This is a genomic window from Aeromonas sp. (genome assembly GCF_050633025.1).
In the GTDB taxonomy this organism is placed as follows: Bacteria; Pseudomonadota; Gammaproteobacteria; order Enterobacterales; family Aeromonadaceae; genus Aeromonas.
Window position 1 is genome coordinate 1 of the sequence record NZ_JBODRQ010000074.1, and the last position, 18741, is coordinate 18741.

Annotated in this window: 15 protein-coding genes and 2 pseudogenes; 10 read left to right on the forward strand and 7 right to left on the reverse strand. The window is 59.5% G+C overall.

The window, feature by feature from the left end:
* The 10 genes and pseudogenes from ACRAUW_RS11225 to ACRAUW_RS11270 form a co-directional block, all read left to right on the forward strand.
* A partial coding sequence (locus ACRAUW_RS11225) for a hypothetical protein (protein ID WP_431362347.1) occupies positions 1-421 on the forward strand: 421 nt, incomplete at its 5' end.
* 235 nt (positions 422-656) lie between these two features.
* Positions 657-1214 (forward strand): hypothetical protein, encoded by a 558-nt coding sequence (locus ACRAUW_RS11230; RefSeq protein WP_431362348.1) that lies wholly within the window; start codon positions 657-659, stop codon positions 1212-1214.
* Between the two features lie 7 nt (positions 1215-1221).
* A pseudogene (locus ACRAUW_RS11235) lies at positions 1222-1382 on the forward strand (IS66 family transposase); the annotation flags it as partial.
* Positions 1375-1767 (forward strand): annotated as a pseudogene (locus ACRAUW_RS11240) (glutathione S-transferase C-terminal domain-containing protein); the annotation flags it as partial. The pseudogenes ACRAUW_RS11235 and ACRAUW_RS11240, both read left to right, overlap by 8 nt.
* A 233-nt stretch (positions 1768-2000) precedes the next feature.
* The gene (gene rbsD, locus ACRAUW_RS11245) at positions 2001-2420 is read left to right on the forward strand and encodes a D-ribose pyranase (protein WP_431362349.1); all 420 of its coding nucleotides are present in this window, start codon (positions 2001-2003) and stop codon (positions 2418-2420) included.
* A 35-nt stretch (positions 2421-2455) separates the two neighbouring features.
* Positions 2456-3985, forward strand: coding sequence for a ribose ABC transporter ATP-binding protein RbsA (rbsA, locus tag ACRAUW_RS11250; RefSeq protein WP_005336668.1), 1530 nt, complete (start codon positions 2456-2458; stop codon positions 3983-3985).
* Positions 3982-4950, forward strand: coding sequence for a ribose ABC transporter permease (rbsC, locus tag ACRAUW_RS11255; RefSeq protein ID WP_005336670.1), 969 nt, complete (start codon positions 3982-3984; stop codon positions 4948-4950). The genes rbsA and rbsC overlap by 4 nt, the downstream gene beginning before the upstream one ends.
* 30 nt (positions 4951-4980) lie before the next feature.
* On the forward strand, positions 4981-5856 hold the full coding sequence (rbsB, locus tag ACRAUW_RS11260; protein WP_431362350.1) for a ribose ABC transporter substrate-binding protein RbsB: 876 nt from the start codon (positions 4981-4983) through the stop codon (positions 5854-5856).
* 108 nt (positions 5857-5964) lie between these two features.
* Positions 5965-6897 (forward strand): ribokinase, encoded by a 933-nt coding sequence (rbsK, locus tag ACRAUW_RS11265; protein ID WP_431362351.1) that lies wholly within the window; start codon positions 5965-5967, stop codon positions 6895-6897.
* Positions 6897-7958, forward strand: coding sequence for a substrate-binding domain-containing protein (locus tag ACRAUW_RS11270; protein ID WP_431362352.1), 1062 nt, complete (start codon positions 6897-6899; stop codon positions 7956-7958). Before rbsK ends, ACRAUW_RS11270 begins: the two co-directional genes overlap by 1 nt.
* A 50-nt stretch (positions 7959-8008) precedes the next feature.
* Here ACRAUW_RS11270 and cobB read toward each other — a convergent pair whose 3' ends face one another.
* The 7 genes from cobB to pheS are packed head-to-tail and all read right to left on the reverse strand — an operon-like array spanning position 8009 to position 18422.
* Positions 8009-8785 (reverse strand): Sir2 family NAD+-dependent deacetylase, encoded by a 777-nt coding sequence (gene cobB, locus ACRAUW_RS11275; protein WP_431362353.1) that lies wholly within the window; start codon positions 8783-8785, stop codon positions 8009-8011.
* Positions 8786-8845: 60 nt separating this feature from the next.
* Positions 8846-9487 carry a GNAT family N-acetyltransferase gene (locus ACRAUW_RS11280; protein WP_431362354.1) on the reverse strand — a complete coding sequence of 214 codons (642 nt, stop codon included), beginning with the start codon at positions 9485-9487 and terminating at the stop codon, positions 8846-8848.
* 3 nt (positions 9488-9490) lie between these two features.
* On the reverse strand, positions 9491-10735 hold the full coding sequence (locus ACRAUW_RS11285) for a response regulator (RefSeq protein ID WP_431362355.1): 1245 nt from the start codon (positions 10733-10735) through the stop codon (positions 9491-9493).
* On the reverse strand, positions 10722-14711 hold the full coding sequence (locus ACRAUW_RS11290) for a response regulator (protein WP_431362356.1): 3990 nt from the start codon (positions 14709-14711) through the stop codon (positions 10722-10724). Before ACRAUW_RS11290 ends, ACRAUW_RS11285 begins: the two co-directional genes overlap by 14 nt.
* Before the next feature lie 15 nt (positions 14712-14726).
* Positions 14727-15023 carry an integration host factor subunit alpha gene (gene ihfA, locus ACRAUW_RS11295; protein ID WP_005300715.1) on the reverse strand — a complete coding sequence of 99 codons (297 nt, stop codon included), beginning with the start codon at positions 15021-15023 and terminating at the stop codon, positions 14727-14729.
* 3 nt (positions 15024-15026) lie between these two features.
* A complete protein-coding gene (gene pheT / locus ACRAUW_RS11300) occupies positions 15027-17426 on the reverse strand; it encodes a phenylalanine--tRNA ligase subunit beta (protein WP_431362357.1) in 2400 nt (799 codons plus the stop codon).
* Positions 17427-17438: 12 nt separating this feature from the next.
* Positions 17439-18422 carry a phenylalanine--tRNA ligase subunit alpha gene (gene pheS, locus ACRAUW_RS11305; protein WP_431362358.1) on the reverse strand — a complete coding sequence of 328 codons (984 nt, stop codon included), beginning with the start codon at positions 18420-18422 and terminating at the stop codon, positions 17439-17441.
* Between the last annotated feature and the right edge of the window lie 319 nt (positions 18423-18741).

Here is an 18741-nt window from a genome sequence, read left to right on the forward strand (position 1 = left end):
AGAGTATTTGACGGATGACGATCTGGAGTTTTATGAGGCACTGCAAGATCTGATGCTGGAAAAGTTCAGCCAAAACCAGTGGGTGCTTGAGGCCTGCCCGACTTCCAACCTCTATATCGGCCGATTGGAGAGCTATGAAGAGCACCCCATATTCCGCTGGAGCCCGCCAACAACGGAGGCTTTGCAAGCCGGTAACAGCGCAAATCGATTCGGTCTGCGCCGTGGGCCGGTCAGGGTCTGTATCAATACCGATGATGCAGGGCTCATGCCCACAACCCTTGAAAACGAACACAGGATCATCAAGGAGATCGCCATTACTCACTACAAGGTAAGCGATCAAGGTGCTACAACGTGGATAGACTCGATACGACAAACCGGCGTCGATCTTTTCAAATCCAATCACCTTGACTGGGCTCAGTAAAGTACTTGATAGATATGCCCCACCAATTAACTTGGCGGGGCTTTTGTCGGTAAAAATTCGCGTTGGATACAAGCATCCGACATTAATTTAGCCAGCGCCCTTACCAACAAACTCACAAACCTTCAGCTATATACTGACCTTTTTACTACCCAATCCTGAACGGACTGTTCAAAAACCGTTCATGCCCCTTCGCTATATTGCTCGCTCGTTTATCGCTATCAGGAGTTTGAAAACAATGATGTTGCACCTCAAGAAGAGCACCCTTGCCCTCGTCCTGCTTGCCGCCAGCGGCGCACTCAGCGCGGCCGAGATCACCAACAACAATATCACCGAGGCGGAGATCAAGGCGGCGCAGGATGCCTGGGGCGCGGCGCTTATCAAGATCAGCGATGACTATCGGGCCGGTGGCATTGAGCGCGCCAAGGCGACCGCCGAGGCGGTGCTCGACAGTGCCTATGGCTACCAGCAAGGGCCGGTGCTGTTCAAACCGACCCTTGCCGGTGGTGAGCAGACCTTTCGCACCACCCGCGAGGGGGCGCTGGCTTACTTTGTCGGCAACAACAGCGCCTACCCCACCGATAAAGGTTTCGCCCTGAAAAACTGGCAGAGCTATCGCTATGACAATGCCGCCGTCTATATCAACGGCGACATGGCGCTGACCATGGGCAAGGTGCATCTGGTGGATCGCGATAACAAGGAGACCACGGTCGACAAGACCTGGGGTTTCAAGAAGGGGGATGATGGCAAGGTGCGCATCGTGCTGCACCACTCTTCCCTCCCTTACGAGGGATAATGACGGGACACTGCCCGCCATCAAGCTGCAGGTCCAATCGGCCTCGCTTATTCATGCCGATGAAATCCGTCATCAACGGGGTGGCGAACGAAGTGGATGGCGCTGAACAAGGGACCATGGTGTGCACCAAGCGCTATCGGGATCGCTGCCAGTGGCTTCTCAAGGCTTCCCTACCGCCAGGCTGGCGCAGCTGGATATCCCGTTCCTGCTGGCCCGCATGCAGGAGGTCAACCTCTTCCTCGCCTCCACCGTGCATGTGTCCCACGCCCACGGTCGCCGTGGCAGCCGCTGGGCCGATGACGAGCAGGCCATTGCCGCCATGCAGCAGAAAGTCGCCAGCAATATGCGCGATGGCTTTGCCCAGATTGAGCAGCACTATCTGGCAGGCCCCTGGGTGCAGGGCGAGCAGTTCAGCGTGGCGGACATCTATCTGTTCGTGGTCGCGGGCTGGCTGAAAAGCGATGGGGTCGAGATCAGTGAATTCCCCAAGGTTGCCGATCATTATCAGCGCATGCTGAGCCGTCCGGCGGTCGCCAAGGCACTGGCCAACTAACCATAAAATCAATAGCTCGATAAATAACAAGGGTGTCAGGGCTCTGCTGACACCCTTCCTGCCTCCTCCCCTGCACTTCTTCTTCCGCCTTTGAGATCGTTTTCACATTTCCGTGGTTTTGCCGTGGCCCTTCCATCCCAAAAAGCATATCTTTGCGCCATGACGCAACCGGTTGCGTAACCGGTTGCCTAGCGGTTCACAGATTGACGGGCCAAGGCCTGATGAGGTGCTGTATGAAACGAGGCGCACTGCTCAATGCTCCCCTGAGTGCTCTGGTGGCACAGATGGGCCACACCGACGAGATCACCGTCTGCGATGCGGGCTTGCCCATTCCGGCCGGTCCGGAGCGGATCGATCTGGCGTTGATGGCGGGCACCCCCAGCCTTGCAACCGTACTGACCGCCCTGCTCACCGATCTGGTGGTGGAGAAGGTGATCATGGCAACAGAGATCAAGCAGATCAGCCCCGCCGCCCATCAGGCGCTGGTCGAGCAGCTTGAGGCCCACGCAACCGCCCAGGGCAAGCCCATCGCCATCGAATACTGCCTGCACGAGGAGTTCAAGACCCGCTCCCGCCAGAGCAAGGCCATCGTGCGCAGCGGCGAGGTGACCCCCTACACCAACCTGATCCTCTGCGCCGGTGTGGCGTTCTGAACTCTTCAAAGAAGGCCTCTTCAAGGAAGCTGCAAATGAGCACAACCTCTCCCCTCTCACCCATTCTGGAGCTGACCGGGATCGTCAAGACCTTCCCCGGTGTGCGCGCCCTCGACGAAGCGGGTCTGCGGGTCTATCCGGGCCAGGTGATGGCCCTGCTCGGTGAAAATGGCGCCGGCAAATCCACCCTGATGAAGGTGCTGACCGGCATCTATCAGGCCGATGCGGGCAGCGTCAGCTACCGCGGTCAGCCGGTCCACTTCAAGGGCCCCCGCGACTCTCAGGATCAGGGGATCAGCATCATCCATCAGGAGCTGAACCTGCTACCGGAGTTGTCGATTGCCGCCAATATCTTCCTCGGTCGCGAACCGCGCACCCGCTTTGGCAGCATCGACCACAAACAGCTGCGCGAACGGGCAAGCGGCCTGCTGGCGCGACTTGGTGTCAAGCACGGGCCTGATACCCGGCTCGGGGATCTCTCCATCGGCGAACAGCAGATGGTGGAGATCGCCAAGGCGCTGTCGTTCGATGCCAGCGTCATCATCATGGACGAGCCGACCGATGCGCTGACCGATACCGAGACCGAGCAACTGTTCAAGGTTATCCGCGAGCTGCGTGAGCAGGGTTGCGGCATCGTCTATATCTCCCACCGCCTCAAGGAGATCTTCGAGATCTGTGATCGGGTCACTGTGCTGCGCGATGGCAAGTGGATCGGCGAGAAGGCGGTGAGCGATCTGGATGAAGACAAGATCATCGAGATGATGGTGGGTCGCCGACTGGAAGAGCAGTATCCGCGTCTTGAGCGCGAGCTTGGCCCCGTCAGCCTGCAGGTGAAGGATCTGGCCGGTCCCGGCGTACGCGGGGTGAGCTTCTCCCTGCGTCAGGGGGAAATTCTGGGCTTTAGTGGTCTGATGGGCTCCGGCCGTACCGAGCTGATGAAGCTTATCTATGGCGCCAGCCCCATCAGCGCCGGCGAAGTGGCAGTGGACGGTCATGCGCTGGTGCCCAAAAGCCCGGCCGATGGTCTGGCCGCAGGCATCGCCTATATCTCTGAAGATCGCAAGGGGGATGGGCTGGTATTGGAGCTGTCGGTGCGCGAAAACATGAGCCTCTGCGCCCTCGACGAGTTCATCAGCAACGGCAAGATCGACGGCAAGGCCGAGCGACAGGCGGTGAGCGACTATGTGCGCCTCTTCAACATCAAGACCCCGAGTCAGGATCAGCTGATAAAGCTGCTTTCCGGCGGCAACCAGCAGAAAGTAGCCATCGCCAAGGGACTGCTGACAAGGCCCAAGGTGCTGATCCTCGACGAGCCGACCCGCGGCGTCGACGTGGGGGCGAAGAAGGAAATTTATCAGCTGATCAACCAGTTCAAGAAGGAGGGAATGAGCATCATTCTGGTCTCCTCCGAGATGCCGGAAGTGCTCGGCATGAGCGATCGCATCATGGTAATGCACGAAGGGCGCATCAGCGCAGAGTTCAACACCCGCGATGCCAATCAGGAGAAGCTGATGGCGGCGGCAGTCGGTAAACAGTGGCAAGCAGAGCAAGAGGCATCCCAATGACAACCCAAACCCTTTCCCGCCGTGGCGTCATGAGCAAGGCGTGGTGGATCGAGAACAAATCCCTGGTCGCCCTGCTGGTCCTGATTGGTGTGGTCTCCTTCCTGAGCCCCAACTTCTTCACCGCCGACAACCTGCTCAACATCCTGCGCCAGACCTCGGTCAACGCCATCATGGCGGTCGGTATGACGCTGGTTATTCTCACCGCCGGTATCGATTTGTCGGTCGGCTCGGTACTGGCCCTGTGCGGTGCGCTGGCGGCGACTATGGTCGCTATGGAGCTGCCCATCTGGCTGGTGGTGCCCCTCACTCTGGGGGCTGGTGCCCTGCTGGGCGGCGTCAGCGGCCTCATCATTGCCAAAGGCAAGGTGCAGGCATTTATCGCCACCCTGGTCACCATGACCGCCCTGCGCGGCATTACCATGGTCTATACCGAGGGTCGCCCCATCTCCACCGGTTTCAGTGACGGCGCCGATCACTTCGCCTGGCTCGGTACCGGTTACCTGTTCGGTCTGCCGGTGCCCATCTGGCTGATGGCCATCGTCTTCCTGCTCGCCTGGTTCATGCTCAACCACACCCGTCTCGGTCGCTACATCTACGCGCTGGGCGGTAACGAGTCTGCCACCCGCCTCTCCGGTATCAATGTGGATCGGGTGAAGCTGGCGGTGTATGGTCTGTGCGGCGCGCTCTCGGCGCTGGCAGGGCTTATCGTTACCTCTCGCCTCTCCTCTGCCCAGCCGACGGCGGGCATGGGTTACGAGCTGGATGCCATCGCCGCCGTGGTGCTGGGTGGGACCAGCCTGATGGGGGGCAAGGGCCGCATCATGGGTACCCTGATAGGTGCCTTGATCATCGGTTTCCTGAACAACGCCCTCAACCTGCTCGACGTATCGTCCTATTACCAGATGATCGCCAAGGCCAGCGTGATCTTGCTTGCCGTGATGATCGATAACAAAAGCAACCGTTAATAAGACAAGCCACACACAAGGAATGAAATGATGAAAAAGCTCAATACCCTGCTCGCTGCCGCCATCATGTCCGTGCTGGGCACCGCCCAGGCTGCCGACCATACCCTGGCGATGGTGGTCTCCACCCTCAACAACCCCTTCTTCGTCACCATGAAAGAGGGTGCCGAAGCCAAAGCCAAAGAGCTTGGCTACGAGCTGGTGGTACTGGATTCCCAGAATGACCCGGCCAAAGAGCTCTCCAACATGGAAGATCTCACCGTACGCAAGGTCGGCGCCATCCTGATCAACCCCACCGACTCCGAAGCGGTCGGCAATGCCATCCGTCTCGCCAACAAGGCCAGCATTCCGGTGCTGACCTTGGACCGCGGCGCTGCGCAGGGTGAGGTCAAGGCCCATATCGCCTCCGACAACGTGGCAGGCGGCAAGCTGGCCGGTGACTTTATCACCGAGAAACTGGGTACCGGTGCCAAGGTGATCCAGCTGGAAGGGATTGCCGGTACCTCCGCCGCCCGTGACCGTGGCGAAGGTTTTGCCCTTGCCGTGGCAGCCAACAAGTTGCAGGTGCTGGCTTCCCAGCCCGCCGACTTTGACCGCACCAAGGGTCTGAACGTCATGGAAAACCTGCTGGCAGCCCACCCGACCGTGCAAGCCGTGTTCGCCCAGAACGACGAGATGGCGCTGGGTGCCATCCGCGCGGTGCAGGCTGCCGGTAAAGAGGTGATGATCGTCGGCTTCGACGGCACTGACGATGGCAAAGCCGCCGTTGCCAAGGGTAAACTGGCCGCCACCGTGGCCCAGCAACCTGCGCTGATCGGTGCCATCGGCGTCGAGAGTGCTGACAAGGTGCTGAAAGGTCAGCCGGTCGAGAAATCCATTCCGGTACCGCTGCAAGTAGTTAGCAAGTAAGTGCTCGAGGGGAGGTTCGCCTCCCCTTTTCCCTCTCGTTCAGGTGCCTCCCGGCTTGGGCTTACTCCATCACAGTGTTCAAGCCAAGATGCATCAGGAGTAGTCAACATGAATCGTCTCGTCGTTCTGGGCAGTGTCAATGCAGACCATGTGCTGCGCGTTCCCCACTTTCCTCGCCCGGGTGAAACCCTGACCGGCCACAGCTATCAGGTGGTCCCGGGTGGTAAGGGGGCCAATCAGGCGGTTGCTGCCGCCCGCCTTGGCGCCGCCGTCTCCTTTATCGCCCGGATCGGTGATGACGCCATCGGCCACCAGATGAAAACCGGCTTTGCCAAAGACGGTATCGACGTCAGCGCCGTCGAACTCGATCCCAAGCTCCCGACCGGTATCGCAATCATCTATGTGAACGATGAGGGGGAGAACAGCATAGGTATCTCCGCCGAAGCCAACGGGGCCCTCTCCCCTGCCGTAGTGAAAAGCCACGAAGCGATGATCGCCGACGCCCACACCCTGCTGTTGCAACTGGAGGTGCCGCTCGAGAGCGTTCATGAAGCTGCACGCCTGGCTCGCGCCCACGGCACACGGGTGGTGCTCAACCCCGCCCCTGCTCGCCCGCTCTCAAGCGAGCTGCTGGCACTGGTCGACCTTATCACCCCCAACCAGACCGAGGCCGAGCTGCTGACCGGCGTCAAAGTCACCGACGAAGCGAGCGCCCGCGAGGCGGCTGCCCGCTTCCACCAGATGGGGATTGCGGACGTGATGATCACCCTGGGGTCACAGGGGGTCTATTGCAGCAACGCACAGCAGCAACAGCTCATCCCGGGCTTTCGGGTCAAGGCGGTGGATACCACTGCCGCGGGCGATACCTTCAACGGTGCCCTGCTGGCGGCGGAACTGGCCGGCGCCAACTTTGACGCGGCGGTGCGCTTTGCCCACGGGGCGGCAGCGCTATCCGTCACCCGATTCGGTGCCCAGAGCTCCATCCCGAGCAAGCAGGAGGTCGACACCTTCCTGCTTGAGCAGACTGCGCAGGGGCATTGATGGCCAATATCAAGGAGGTGGCGGCGCTGGCGGGGGTGTCGACCACCACCGTCTCCCACGTCATCAACGAGACCCGCTTTGTGGCCGAGGAGACCCGGGATCGGGTCTTCGCCGCCATGAGCGATCTTAACTACGCCCCGAGTCTGGTGGCCCGCAGCCTCAAGGTGAAGGAGACCAACAGTATCGGCATGCTGGTCACCACCTCCAGCAACCCCTTCTTCGCCGAGGTGGTGCGCGGGGTGGAGCGCTACTGCTTCGAGCAGGGCTACAACCTGATGCTGGGCAACACCGAGGGGCAGGCGGAAACCGCCCTCTCCTACCTCAAGATGATGCTGCGCAAGCGGGTCGATGGCCTGCTCATCATGTGTAGCGAAGGGCAGCAAGAGGTGTTCAATCAGCTCGACTGGCTCAAGAGCCTGCCGGTGGTGGTGATGGATTGGGGGCTGGTCAGCGAGGATGTGGATCTTATCGCCGACAACTCCTTCCACGGTGGTTATCTCGCGACCCGCCATCTGATTGAGCTGGGCCATACCGCCATCGGTTGCATCACAGGCCCCCAGAGCCGCGCCCCTGCCAACCAGCGGCAGGCAGGTTTCGAGCAGGCGCTGCAAGAAGCCGGGCTCATTGTCAATCCCGACTGGATCCAGGAGGGGGATTTTGATTGCGCCAGCGGCCATCAGGCGATGACTCGTCTGCTGGCATTGCCCGAGCGCCCCACCGCCCTCTTTGTCTGCAACGACATGATGGCGATGGGGGCCATCAGTGCCGCCCATCAGGCGGGGTTGGTGATCCCGCGGGATATCTCCATCATCGGCTATGACAATGTGGCGCTGGCCGAATTTATGTCGCCGCCGCTCACCACCGTCAACCAGCCCAAAGAGGAGCTGGGGCGCCTCGCCGTCACCCGCCTGTTGGCGCGCATCAACGACGAAGCGGTGGATAACCACCAGATCACCGTCGACCCTGACCTGGTGATCAGGCAATCCTGTGCTCCCAACCCGAACAATCGTAACGGGCCTCTGCTACCGGACAAAAACGCAGCAGATAAAATCATCACATAACAAAAAGGCGACTCACGGGTCGCCTTTTGCTTTGTTGTCACACCTGATCCCTAGCGTTCACGCATCTCCATCCAGTTGTTGTGCCCCTCGATCTGTCTGGGCTGATGGATGCCGTACGCCTCCAGCAACTCATCGACATAGGCGGGCACCAGCAGGGAGGCTGGGCCATAGCGTTTCTCGTCAAACTGGCTACCCACCTCGCTCGGTTCGAGATTGAGCTCGATGGTGTGGGCCCCGTTGAGGCCCGCCTCATGGACAAACCCGGCGGCCGGATAGACAGCGCCAGAGGTGCCGATGGAGATAAAGAGGTCGCACTGGGCCAACGCGCTGTAGATGCGATCCAGCCCGAGCGGCATCTCGCCAAACCAGACCACATGGGGACGCATCGGCTGAGGAAACTGGCAGCAGGAGCAGAGCTCGTCCTGATGGAGATCGCCGCGCCACTCGATCACCTGACCGGACTCGGGGCAGCGGGCCTTGAGCAGCTCGCCGTGCATATGGATAAGGTTCTTGCTGCCAGCGCTCTCGTGCAGATTGTCGATGTTCTGGGTGACCAGCGTCACCGAACCGGGCAGCAGTCGCTCGAGGCGGGCCAGCGCATAGTGGGCCGGATTGGGGTGAACCTGGGGCTGTTGCAGCTGTTTGCGGCGGGAGTTGTAAAAGCGCAGCACCAGTTCGGGGTCCCGGGCATACCCCTCGGGGGTCGCCACATCCTCGACCTTGTGCTCTTCCCACAAACCGTCGCAGGCACGAAAAGTCTTGATGCCGGATTCGGCAGAGATCCCCGCTCCGGTCAGGATCACGATATGTTTATATGACTGCGCCATAAGCTGCTCCGTCTATCCCCGTACAATAAATGTGACCTTAGCACAGGGAAAAAAGTGTCACTATTCGCCCTTGGTCTTAAGCGGCTCCGCTGGCAACACGGGTAACCAGGCATCCAGTACCGACAGATCCAGCCTGACAAAGACCATCTCCCGCCCGGTCACCAGGGTCAGCGGCAAGCCAAGGCGCTTGAGCAGGGTCAGCATGGGCCGGTTCTGGGCCAGCACTTCCGCCGTCCACTCCCGGATCCCGTCCGCCCTGGCCAGCAGTGCCAGCGCCAGCAGAATCCGTCGTCCCGCCCCCTTGTGCTGGAAGTGATCCGCCACGATGCAGGAGAACTCCGCCCGATCGGGATGAAGGCGGCGGCGGATTGATTGCGCCTGAGCCAGCGGCTCACCGGCCAGATCGGTCAGTAGCAGCGAGATCTGTTGTTCGGGATGGTAATCAAGAAAGTGGGCAACTTGCTCCGGTTGCGGCGTCCGTTTCGGGCGCATAAAGCGCAGATAGATGCTCTCTTCACTCAATGCATCATAAGCGGCCAGCATGCGGGAAGGCGCCACACCATGCAGCTCGCGCAGCAGGCAAGGCACCTCGGCGACCTGCATCGCCAGTGGTAACGCGGCCCGGGAAACCGGATGGAGCCAGCCCTCCAGCCCCTTGCCAAGGTGCTCCCGGTGCATGGACCAACAGTGGTAGCGCGCCATGATTTACCAGCGCCCCGTCATACCGCGCTCCCGCCACACCTCGACGTCGAGCAGGTTGTAGGGATCATCCAGATAGATGGCAATCCCCAGCTCTCGAACCCGGGCCATAAAGCGTCCCAGCAGGGAGTCGTCGGCCAAGGACTCCATCTCGGGCAAGATCCCCTGCCCCAACAGCAAGGCACTCAGCGGCAAGCGCTCCAGCAGGTCGAATGGCAGATGCTGGCTGTTATCGAGCAGTAGCGCCAGCTTGCTTCCCGCCAGACTGGCTTGCAGCACCAGCGCGAAGCGATCAGCATTGCCGAGCAGGTGGTCTCGACGGTGGATCAGCAGGGTCAGTTCGGATGGGGTGCGTGACTGCTCCGTCAGCCACTCCCTGAGCGCCTCCCAGCGACCGGGCAAGCCCGTCACTGCCAGCCAGACCGGATATGGGGTCGCCGGGCTGGATAGCAGGCCAAGCTGCCCCTGCACCTCCCCCTGCCAACGGCGAATGGAGCGGCGCTGACCACTCAGACGACGCTGTCGCAGAGGCCCCAAGTAAAGTCCGCGCAACAACCGGAGCAATTCATTCTCATCGAGTGGCTTGGCCAGTGCAGCCAGAACATTGAAACCGGCATCGTGCAGCAGACGGCGGGCACCATCGATCAATGTCTGTTCATGAGCTGACAAGAGAATGATCGGCAACTCGCTGCGCTGAAGTTGCGGCTGGTTCATCAGCAGACTGATGGCATCCTGTTCCACCAGACTAAGATCGCACACCAGCAGGCTGATATCCCCCGCAGCTAGCGCCGCAAGACAAGCCGATTCATCTTGCACCCACTGGCAGGATAGCCCCAGCGAGGCGACGGCTTGTTGCAGTTGCATCCCCTGAAACGGGTGATCTTCGAGCAGCAACACACGCCTGCTTGCCAGCCAGTTGATCCAGGCACGATAACTGGTCACGAGCCCATCCAGCCAATCCTCGCCAATCGCGTAAATCCCCTCATGCTGCAGCAACTGGGGGAAGTAGTCCGCCTGCTGATGAGCGGCGGGGTCATAAAGGGCAATGGCACCTGCCGCAAACAGTCCTTCCCACTGCCAGCAGGCATCCGGTTGGGTGCGGTGCAGCGTAACATAGGAGGGCAATTTCATCGCGCTGGCCAACTCGTAGGCGGAGCGATCAAGGGCATAGAGCACTATGGGGCAAAATCCTGCCGCCTCATGCTCTTCCGAATCGAGCAACGCCAGCAATTCTTCATCAGTGATGATCATCTTGAGCCCTCTTTGAAAAGTGCTGGCTGAACTCATCCAGTGCCCGGTTCAATCTGGCTTGCAGCATCGGATGGGGCGCCTGTTGCCACTCTTCAATGACCGCGACCAACGCAGTCGCCCCTACCATTCTGGCGGCCCCCTTCAATTTATGTAAAGCAGCATTCACGCCAACTTCATCTTCTTCTGTGCTGCAGCGCTCAAGTTCGGCCAAATCATCACGAGTGGCCTTCAGATAAAGGCTGGCCAGTTCATCGGTCAGCAGTGAGGCAGCCGGTGTCGGGACGACAGCATTGCTCCCCTCTTTGGCGATATGGCGTAGCAAGGCCGCCAGCTCCCTGAGAGCGACCGGCTTATCCAGATGGCCATCGCAGCCGCAGGATTGAAGCTCCTTCGCCGCCTGTTCACTGAGATCGGCAGTGATCACATAAACCGGCAGACGGGCCCAACGCGCGGATTGGCGCAATTGCCTGCACAGCTCGGCCCCGTTCATCACCGGCATCTGCAGATCGGTCAGTACAAAATCCACCTCCTGCTGCGCCAGCATCTTCAGCGCCAGCTGCCCGTTGGCGGCAGTGATAACGTTGGCACCAAGTTGGCCCAGTTGCAGGCTGATCAGCTCGCGATTGACATCGTGATCTTCAACCAGCAGTACCCGCATGCCAAGTCCTGGCTGGGTACCGTAGACCGGTTGATCCGGTGTCAACCGTGGCTGCAGCAGGGTGATGATGGTGCCGGGCACCCAGGACTCTCCTTGCCATGACCAATAGTAGAGTCCCTTCTCGTCCACCTCGGCTTGCAGCATATCAACCGCGTTACTGACGATGGCAACACCCAATCGGCTGAACCAGGGAGCAATGGCTTGCGCCTCATCGTGAGGCAAAGAGAGCGCCAGCTGCCGCACCTTGGGCCGCCAATCCGGATCCTGCTGCACCCGATTCAGGGGCAACTCGCAGAAGAATCGGCTACCGCCACCAACGCGTCCCTCGACATCGATAAGGCCACCCATCTGCTCGATCAACTGCTTGCAAATCGCCAGACCAAGACCTGTGCCTGGCGCCCGCAGTTGCCCTGCCACAGCAAACTGCTCGAACGGCATAAAGAGCGTTGGGCGCATCTTGGCGGTGATCCCCGGCCCCTGATCATCCACGCCGAAGCGCAAAGTCGATGCGGACAGCTCGGTCCACAACACGACTTCCCCACGCAGGCTGAACTTGATGGCATTGGAGAGCAGGTTGTGAAGCACTTGTTGTACCCGATGAGGATCGAGGGTCTGCAGAGCAGGCAGAGCCGGATCCAGCTGCAGGCGCAGTTGCAATCCCTTGGCCCTCGCCTTGGTCCAGTGCACCGCCGCCACGTGCTCGCACAGTTCGGCGAAATCGGTGGGCCGGGGCGAGAGGGAGAGTTTGCTGTTCTCGTTGCGGCTGAAATCGAGCACATCGTTGAGCAGGCCGAGCAGCTCATCCCCCGCCTGCCGCACTCGCGCCAGTGCCGAGTCCTGCTCCTGAGACAAGGGAGTGCGGGCCAGCCACTCCAGCAGACCGAGAATGGCGTTCATCGGCGTACGGATCTCATGGCTGATAGCTGCCAGAAAACGGCCCTTGGCCTGAACCGCCTGTTGCGCCTGCTCATGAGAGTGCTGCAATGCCTGATCCTGCTCGACCCGGTCGGTCACATCCTGCATCACCGCATAGATCCGCCAGCCCAGCGGCTGACTGCGACCACGGCCATAAAACTGCAACCAGCGCACACCCTTGGTCGGATGGTGATAACGCAGGGTGAACGAGAAAGGTTTGCCTGCCTGCAGCATGGTGAACATGTCGCGCCGTACCCGGCTGAGATCCTCGCGCTCCAGCATAGTGAGCACCCGTTTGGGCTCACGGCGGATCTGCTGGCTTGCAAGTCCCAGCAACTCGTAAGAGCCCCGGCTGATAAACTCGATGGCCCCGACCCCTCCTTGCTCAAACATAAACTGCAACACCACACCGGGCACAGTATTGGTCAGGGCGCGCAGGCGGCGCTCTGCCTGACGCAGAAAACGGGCCTGCTCACGCAGCTCGCTGATATCCGACAGGGCGATGAGATCGGTAGCAGGCGCTTGCTTGTCGAGCCGCAGCGGATGTTGGACATAGGCGAATACCTGATCCCCCAACACCAGCTCCCCTTCACTCTTCTGAACTTGTACTGGCGGCAGCATCAATTGCTCTGAATAGCGCAGGGCCAAACGCCGCCCCTGTTTGTTGGATTTGATCACCTGGCCCTGACTGTTGCGCAAATAAACAGGCACCGGCAACGCCTGAAACATGGTTTCGCGCAATTCACTTTCGATTGCCAGCGCTTTTTCTGCCGCCTGCCGCTGGGCGACCTCGCGGGCCAGCTGCTGTCGCGAGCGCCAGATCCCGCCGATGACGATGCCACTGATCAACAGCGCCAGCGCGATGGAGCCAAACCAGGCTCCGTAGCTGACCCCGGACTGCTTCATCACTACCAAACGGCGCCACCGCTGGTTGAGCTCATCGATCTGGGTATTGGTCAGGGCCATCAGGTTGCAATCCATCACCGCAGCCAGTTCGGTCTGCTCCTTGTTGATGGCAAAACCAAGACCAAAACGATCCTCCAATTCTTCGATATCGAGCCCTTCCAGCAAGTTCGTGCGCTGGGGATATTGCAGCTGATATAGCTCGCTCAGCATGGCGTCAGCCTTGCCCTGCCGAATAGCCGCAAGTCCCTGCTCAAGGCTGTCGGTAAGAACCCACTCCTGATCACCGAGCAGGGCGAGCAAGGAGGGGTCGTAGAGAGATTCCGGCACCAGAATACGCTGCCGCATGAGCTGGCTGATGTGATCGGCAGCCACCTTGCGCTTGCTGATCAAGGCAAACCGGTTGGTGGAGATCGTCCGACTGAAAATGAACTGATCCGTCAATGTCGGGGATTCCGGCAAACCAGCCATCATGTCCGCCTCACCACGACGCAGCTTTTCTACTGCCTCCGCTTTGCTGGCGGCAGGCACCAGCTTGTATTTCAGGCCGGTCTCCTGGGTGACCCAGCGCAGCACATCCGCGCTCCATCCTTTCGCCTCCCCCAACTCATTGACGCCGCTATAGGGCATCAACTCGGGATTGACCACTAGGCGAATGGTACGCCCGCGGCCGGATAACCAGGCCTGCTCGGTATCGCTGAAGTGGGGTTGGTTGACGTAGAGCGACCCCTGATCGAGATAACGGGCCAGATCGGTATAGATAGTACCGGCGGGCATATGCCGGATCAGGGTGTCCACCAGATTGGCCAACTCAGGCTGATCACGCATCATCAGGCGATAGCTGATGATCCGATCCTCACCAAACAGGCGACGCAGGCGCAACCCATCGGCAGGAAACTCGCGCATCAGATAGCGCAGTTGCAGATAGTCCCCCAGGTAGGCATCACCCTTGCCGCTCTGCAGCGCGTCGTAGACCTTCTCTCCGCTTTTTAGGGAAATAATGCGCGCCTGAGGATAGAGATCGTGCAGCAGGCGGGCTGAGTCTGCCACCGAGTAGACCAGAAAGCGGGCCTGTTTGAGATTTTCACCCTTGTAGAGGATGGCGGCATCTGTCTCCATCATCGGACGGCTTAACCGCATGCCCTCCACGGCCTTCATGCGGGTTCCGACATAGGGAATGATGTCGCAGTTACCCTCTGCAAGCCCATCGCGCAATGTCTGCCAATCGGGCAACTCTTTGAGCACCAGCGGAACCGGGAACAGCTCCTGCAACCGGGCAAGGCGATCCTTGAGCAGCCCCCCCTCAGCCATCAGGTATGGTGGAGGAAGCGTCGCAGGATAGCAGAGCGAAAGCTGGCTAAGTGAATTTACATAAGTTTGGGTCGCCGGCGCCAACGGCAGCAACGTGGTCTGCAATGGCTTGGCATGCAACGGCAGGGCCAGCACGGCACCCAGAAGAAAAACGGGGAATTTGGTCATCTGAAAACAAAAGCCAGGCATCTGCCTGGCTTTTTATCACTCGTTGGGTTCAACATTTTCTACCCTGGCCTTGAGCTTCTGGCCAGGCCGGAAGGTCACCACGCGACGGGCGCTGATAGGAATATCCTCGCCCGTCTTGGGGTTGCGTCCGGGACGCTGATTCTTCTCACGAAGGTCAAAGTTACCGAAGCCTGAAATCTTGACTTGTTCACCACGCTCAAGCGCTTGTCTGATCTCTTCAAAGAAGGCTTCCACCATATCTTTGGCTTCACGCTTGCTCATCCCGAGCTGGGTGAACAGGTGCTCTGCAATATCGGCTTTGGTAAGCGCCATAGATCAATCCCTCAAGGATGCATTCAACTCTTCACCAAGGGCCCGCACAACATTATCTACGGTCTCGGCTATCTCTTTCTCCTCCAGAGTGCGCTGGGTATCTTGCAGAACAAGAGTGATGGCCAGGCTCTTCTTGTCCTCGGCCATACCAGCACCCTGGTATACGTCAAACAAGTTTATTCCAACTACCTGATTTCCGCCAACTTTTTTAATTACCGCTAGCACATCACCTGCCAGAACCGCAACATCGACCACGACGGCAATATCGCGACGGTTCGCCGGGAACTTGGAAACTTCGGCAGCCACAGGTACCTTGGCCGGGGTCAGCTTGTCCAACTCCAGCTCAAACATCACCGCGCGGCTCTTAAGACCCAGCTTCTTCTCGAGGCTCGGGTGGATCACGCCGATGTGGCCGATGATCTCGCCATTACGCAGAATGGCTGCGCTCTGGCCCGGGTGCAGGGCGCTGTGCTCGGTGCGCTCGAAGGTAAAGGTGGCCCCTTCGGCGGTCAAGTCCAGCACCGCTTCCAGATCCCCTTTCAAATCAAAGAAGTCGGCTGCGCGGGTTTTGATGTCCCAGTGCTCGTCGCTCTGGTTGCCAGTGATGATACCGGCCAGCATCGGCTCCTGACGGATGCCGTTCTCGGCGCTTTCATCCTTGATGAAACGCAGACCCTGCTCGAACAGACGCACGCGCGGCTGCTGACGGTTCTGGTTGTAAACGACGGCCTGCACCAGACCCGGGAACAGAGAGACACGCATGGCGGACATCTCGACCGAGATCGGGTTCGGCAGCACGATGGCATCGCTCTGCGGGAACAGGGTTTGCTGGGTCTTGGGATCAACGAAGCTGTAGGTGATCGCTTCCTGGAAACCGCGGTCAACCAGCAGGTCGCGTACGCGCTTCAGGGTCACCTGCCCTTCTGCCTGCTCCACCATCGCCAGAGAGGCGGCGGGTTTCAGGTTCGGGATATTGTTGTAGCCGTAGATGCGGGCCACTTCCTCGATGAGATCTTCCTCGATGGAGATATCGAAACGCCAGGAGGGTGCCAGCGCGGTCCAACCGTCAGCATCGACAGTGACTTGCATACCGAGGCGAGTCAGGATCTCGACCACCTGAGCGTCAGCCACGCTGATACCGATCACTTTGTCGAGCTTGCTGCGACGCAAGCGGATGGGGGCCGCTTTCGGCAGATGGGCATCGGATTTGACCTCGATGACCGGACCGGCTTCACCGCCGCACTCTCCACCACAAATATCCAGCAGCAGACGGGTGGCTCTGTCCATCACCTTGGCTTGCAGCTCGGGATCCACCCCGCGCTCGAAGCGGTGGGAGGAGTCGGTGTGCAGACCATAGGCACGGGCACGGCCTGTGATGGAGAGCGGCGCGAAGAAGGCGCACTCCAGCAGGATGTCGGTGGTGGTCTCACTGACACCTGTGCGATTGCCACCGAAGATACCGGCCATGCAGGCAGGGCCTTTGGCATCGGCAATCACCAGGGTGGTCTCTTTGAGCTTCACTTCGTTGCCGTCGAGCAGGGTCATCGGCTCATCAGCGTGGGCACGGCGCACCACCAGTTCCCCTTCCAGGGTAGCCAGATCGAAGGCGTGCATCGGCTGACCGTATTCCAGCAGCAGGTAGTTGGTGATGTCGACAATGGCGTCGATGGAGCGGATACCACCACGGCGCAGCTTCTCTTGCATCCAGAGCGGGCTCTGGGCCTGCAGGTTCAGCCCCTTGATGACGCGCCCCAGATAACGGGGGCAATCGGCGGTTGCTTCAACCCGGATCGGGAAGGTGGCATCGATAGTGGCAACAGCTGGTGCCCAGGTCGGCTCGACCACGTCAACACTGTTGAGCACGCCGATTTCACGGGCCAGACCTGCGATGCCGAGGCAATCGGCACGGTTCGGGGTCAGATCCACATCGATGCTGACGTCGTTGAGCGCGAGGTATTCGCGGATATCGGTCCCGATGGGGGCGTCAAGCGGCAGCTCGATGATGCCATCGGCTTCAACGTCGATACCCAGCTCACTAAAAGAGCAGAGCATGCCGTGGGACGGCTGCCCACGCAGCTTGGCTTTCTTGATGGTGAAATCACCCGGCAGGGTCGCCCCTACTTTGGCCACACACACTTTCAGGCCCTGACGGCAGTTCGGCGCGCCGCAGACGATGTCCAGCAGTTCGGCCTCGCCCACGTTGACCTTGGTCACCCGCAGCTTGTCGGCATCCGGATGCTGGGCGCACTCGACCACTTCACCCACGACTACATTGTTGAACTGGCCAGCAACCGCTTCCACGGCGTCCACTTCCAGACCAGCCATGGTGATCTGCTCGGCCAGTGCATTGTCACTCAACTCGGTGCGGACCCACTCCATCACCCAGGATTTACTGAATTTCATGTTCTCTCGCCCTTACTTGAACTGCTTGAGGAAGCGCAGGTCGTTTTCGAAGAAGGCACGCAGGTCGTTGACCCCGTAACGCAGCATGGTCAGGCGCTCAACGCCCATGCCGAAGGCAAAGCCGGAATATTTTTCCGGATCGATACCGACCGAACGCAGTACGTTCGGGTGCACCATGCCGCAACCCAGCACTTCCAGCCACTTGCCGTTTTTGCCCATCACATCTACTTCAGCACTCGGCTCGGTAAACGGGAAATAGGAAGGACGGAAGCGAATGGTCAGGTCTTCCTCGAAGTAGTTGCGCAGGAAATCGTGCAGAATGCCCTTCAGCTCGGTAAAGCTGGCATGCTCGTCAACCAGCAGACCTTCAACCTGATGGAACATCGGGGTGTGGGTCATGTCGTAGTCGTTACGATAGACGCGACCCGGCGCGATGATGCGGATCGGCGGCTGCTGATGCTCCATGGTGCGGATCTGCACACCGGAGGTGTGGGTACGCAGCATCAAATCAGGATTGAAGTAGAAGGTATCGTGATCGGTACGTGCCGGGTGATGGGCCGGAATGTTCAGCGCATCGAAGTTGTGGAAGCCATCTTCAATCTCGGGACCACGGGCAACCTTGAAGCCCATCTCGCCAAACAGGCGCTCGATACGCTCGATGGTGCGGGTTACCGGGTGCAGGCCACCATTCTCGATACGGCGGCCCGGCAGGCTGACGTCGATGGTCTCGGCAGCCAATTTCTGGTTCAGCACAGCGACTTCGAGGGCTTCACGGCATGCGTTCAGGGCATCCTGAACCTGCTGTTTGGCCTGGTTGATCACGGCGCCAGCGGCGGGACGCTCTTCAGCAGACAGAGCGCCCAGGCCCTTCATCTGCTCGGTAAAAAAGCCCTTTTTACCCAGATATTTGACCCGGATTTCGTCGAGAGCCGCGATATCGCTCACACCCTCAATTTCGGCTCTGGCTTGGCCGACTACTTCTTCAAGCTGTTGCATGTCTTCCTCGTCACCACTCCCGGTACAGGAGCCTTTAGGCTAAATAAGGTCAAGAGGGGAATAATACAAAAAAAGCCCCTTCACTGACCATAGTTAAGGAGCCCTTTTCTCCCTTGAAATCATTTTGTTATCAAGATGAACCGCAAACAGAGCGTGCAATTTGCTCAATTGATGAACGATAAATCTTGTTTGTTGGCATATAAGGCACTTTAAATATCGCCATCCCCGCACATCGGGATGAGAGTCAGCAGCGTTGTATGTTGATCAGCGCGCAAAAATGACCAGGTTTCCGGGGTTTTCAGCGTCCAATTTTGACCAC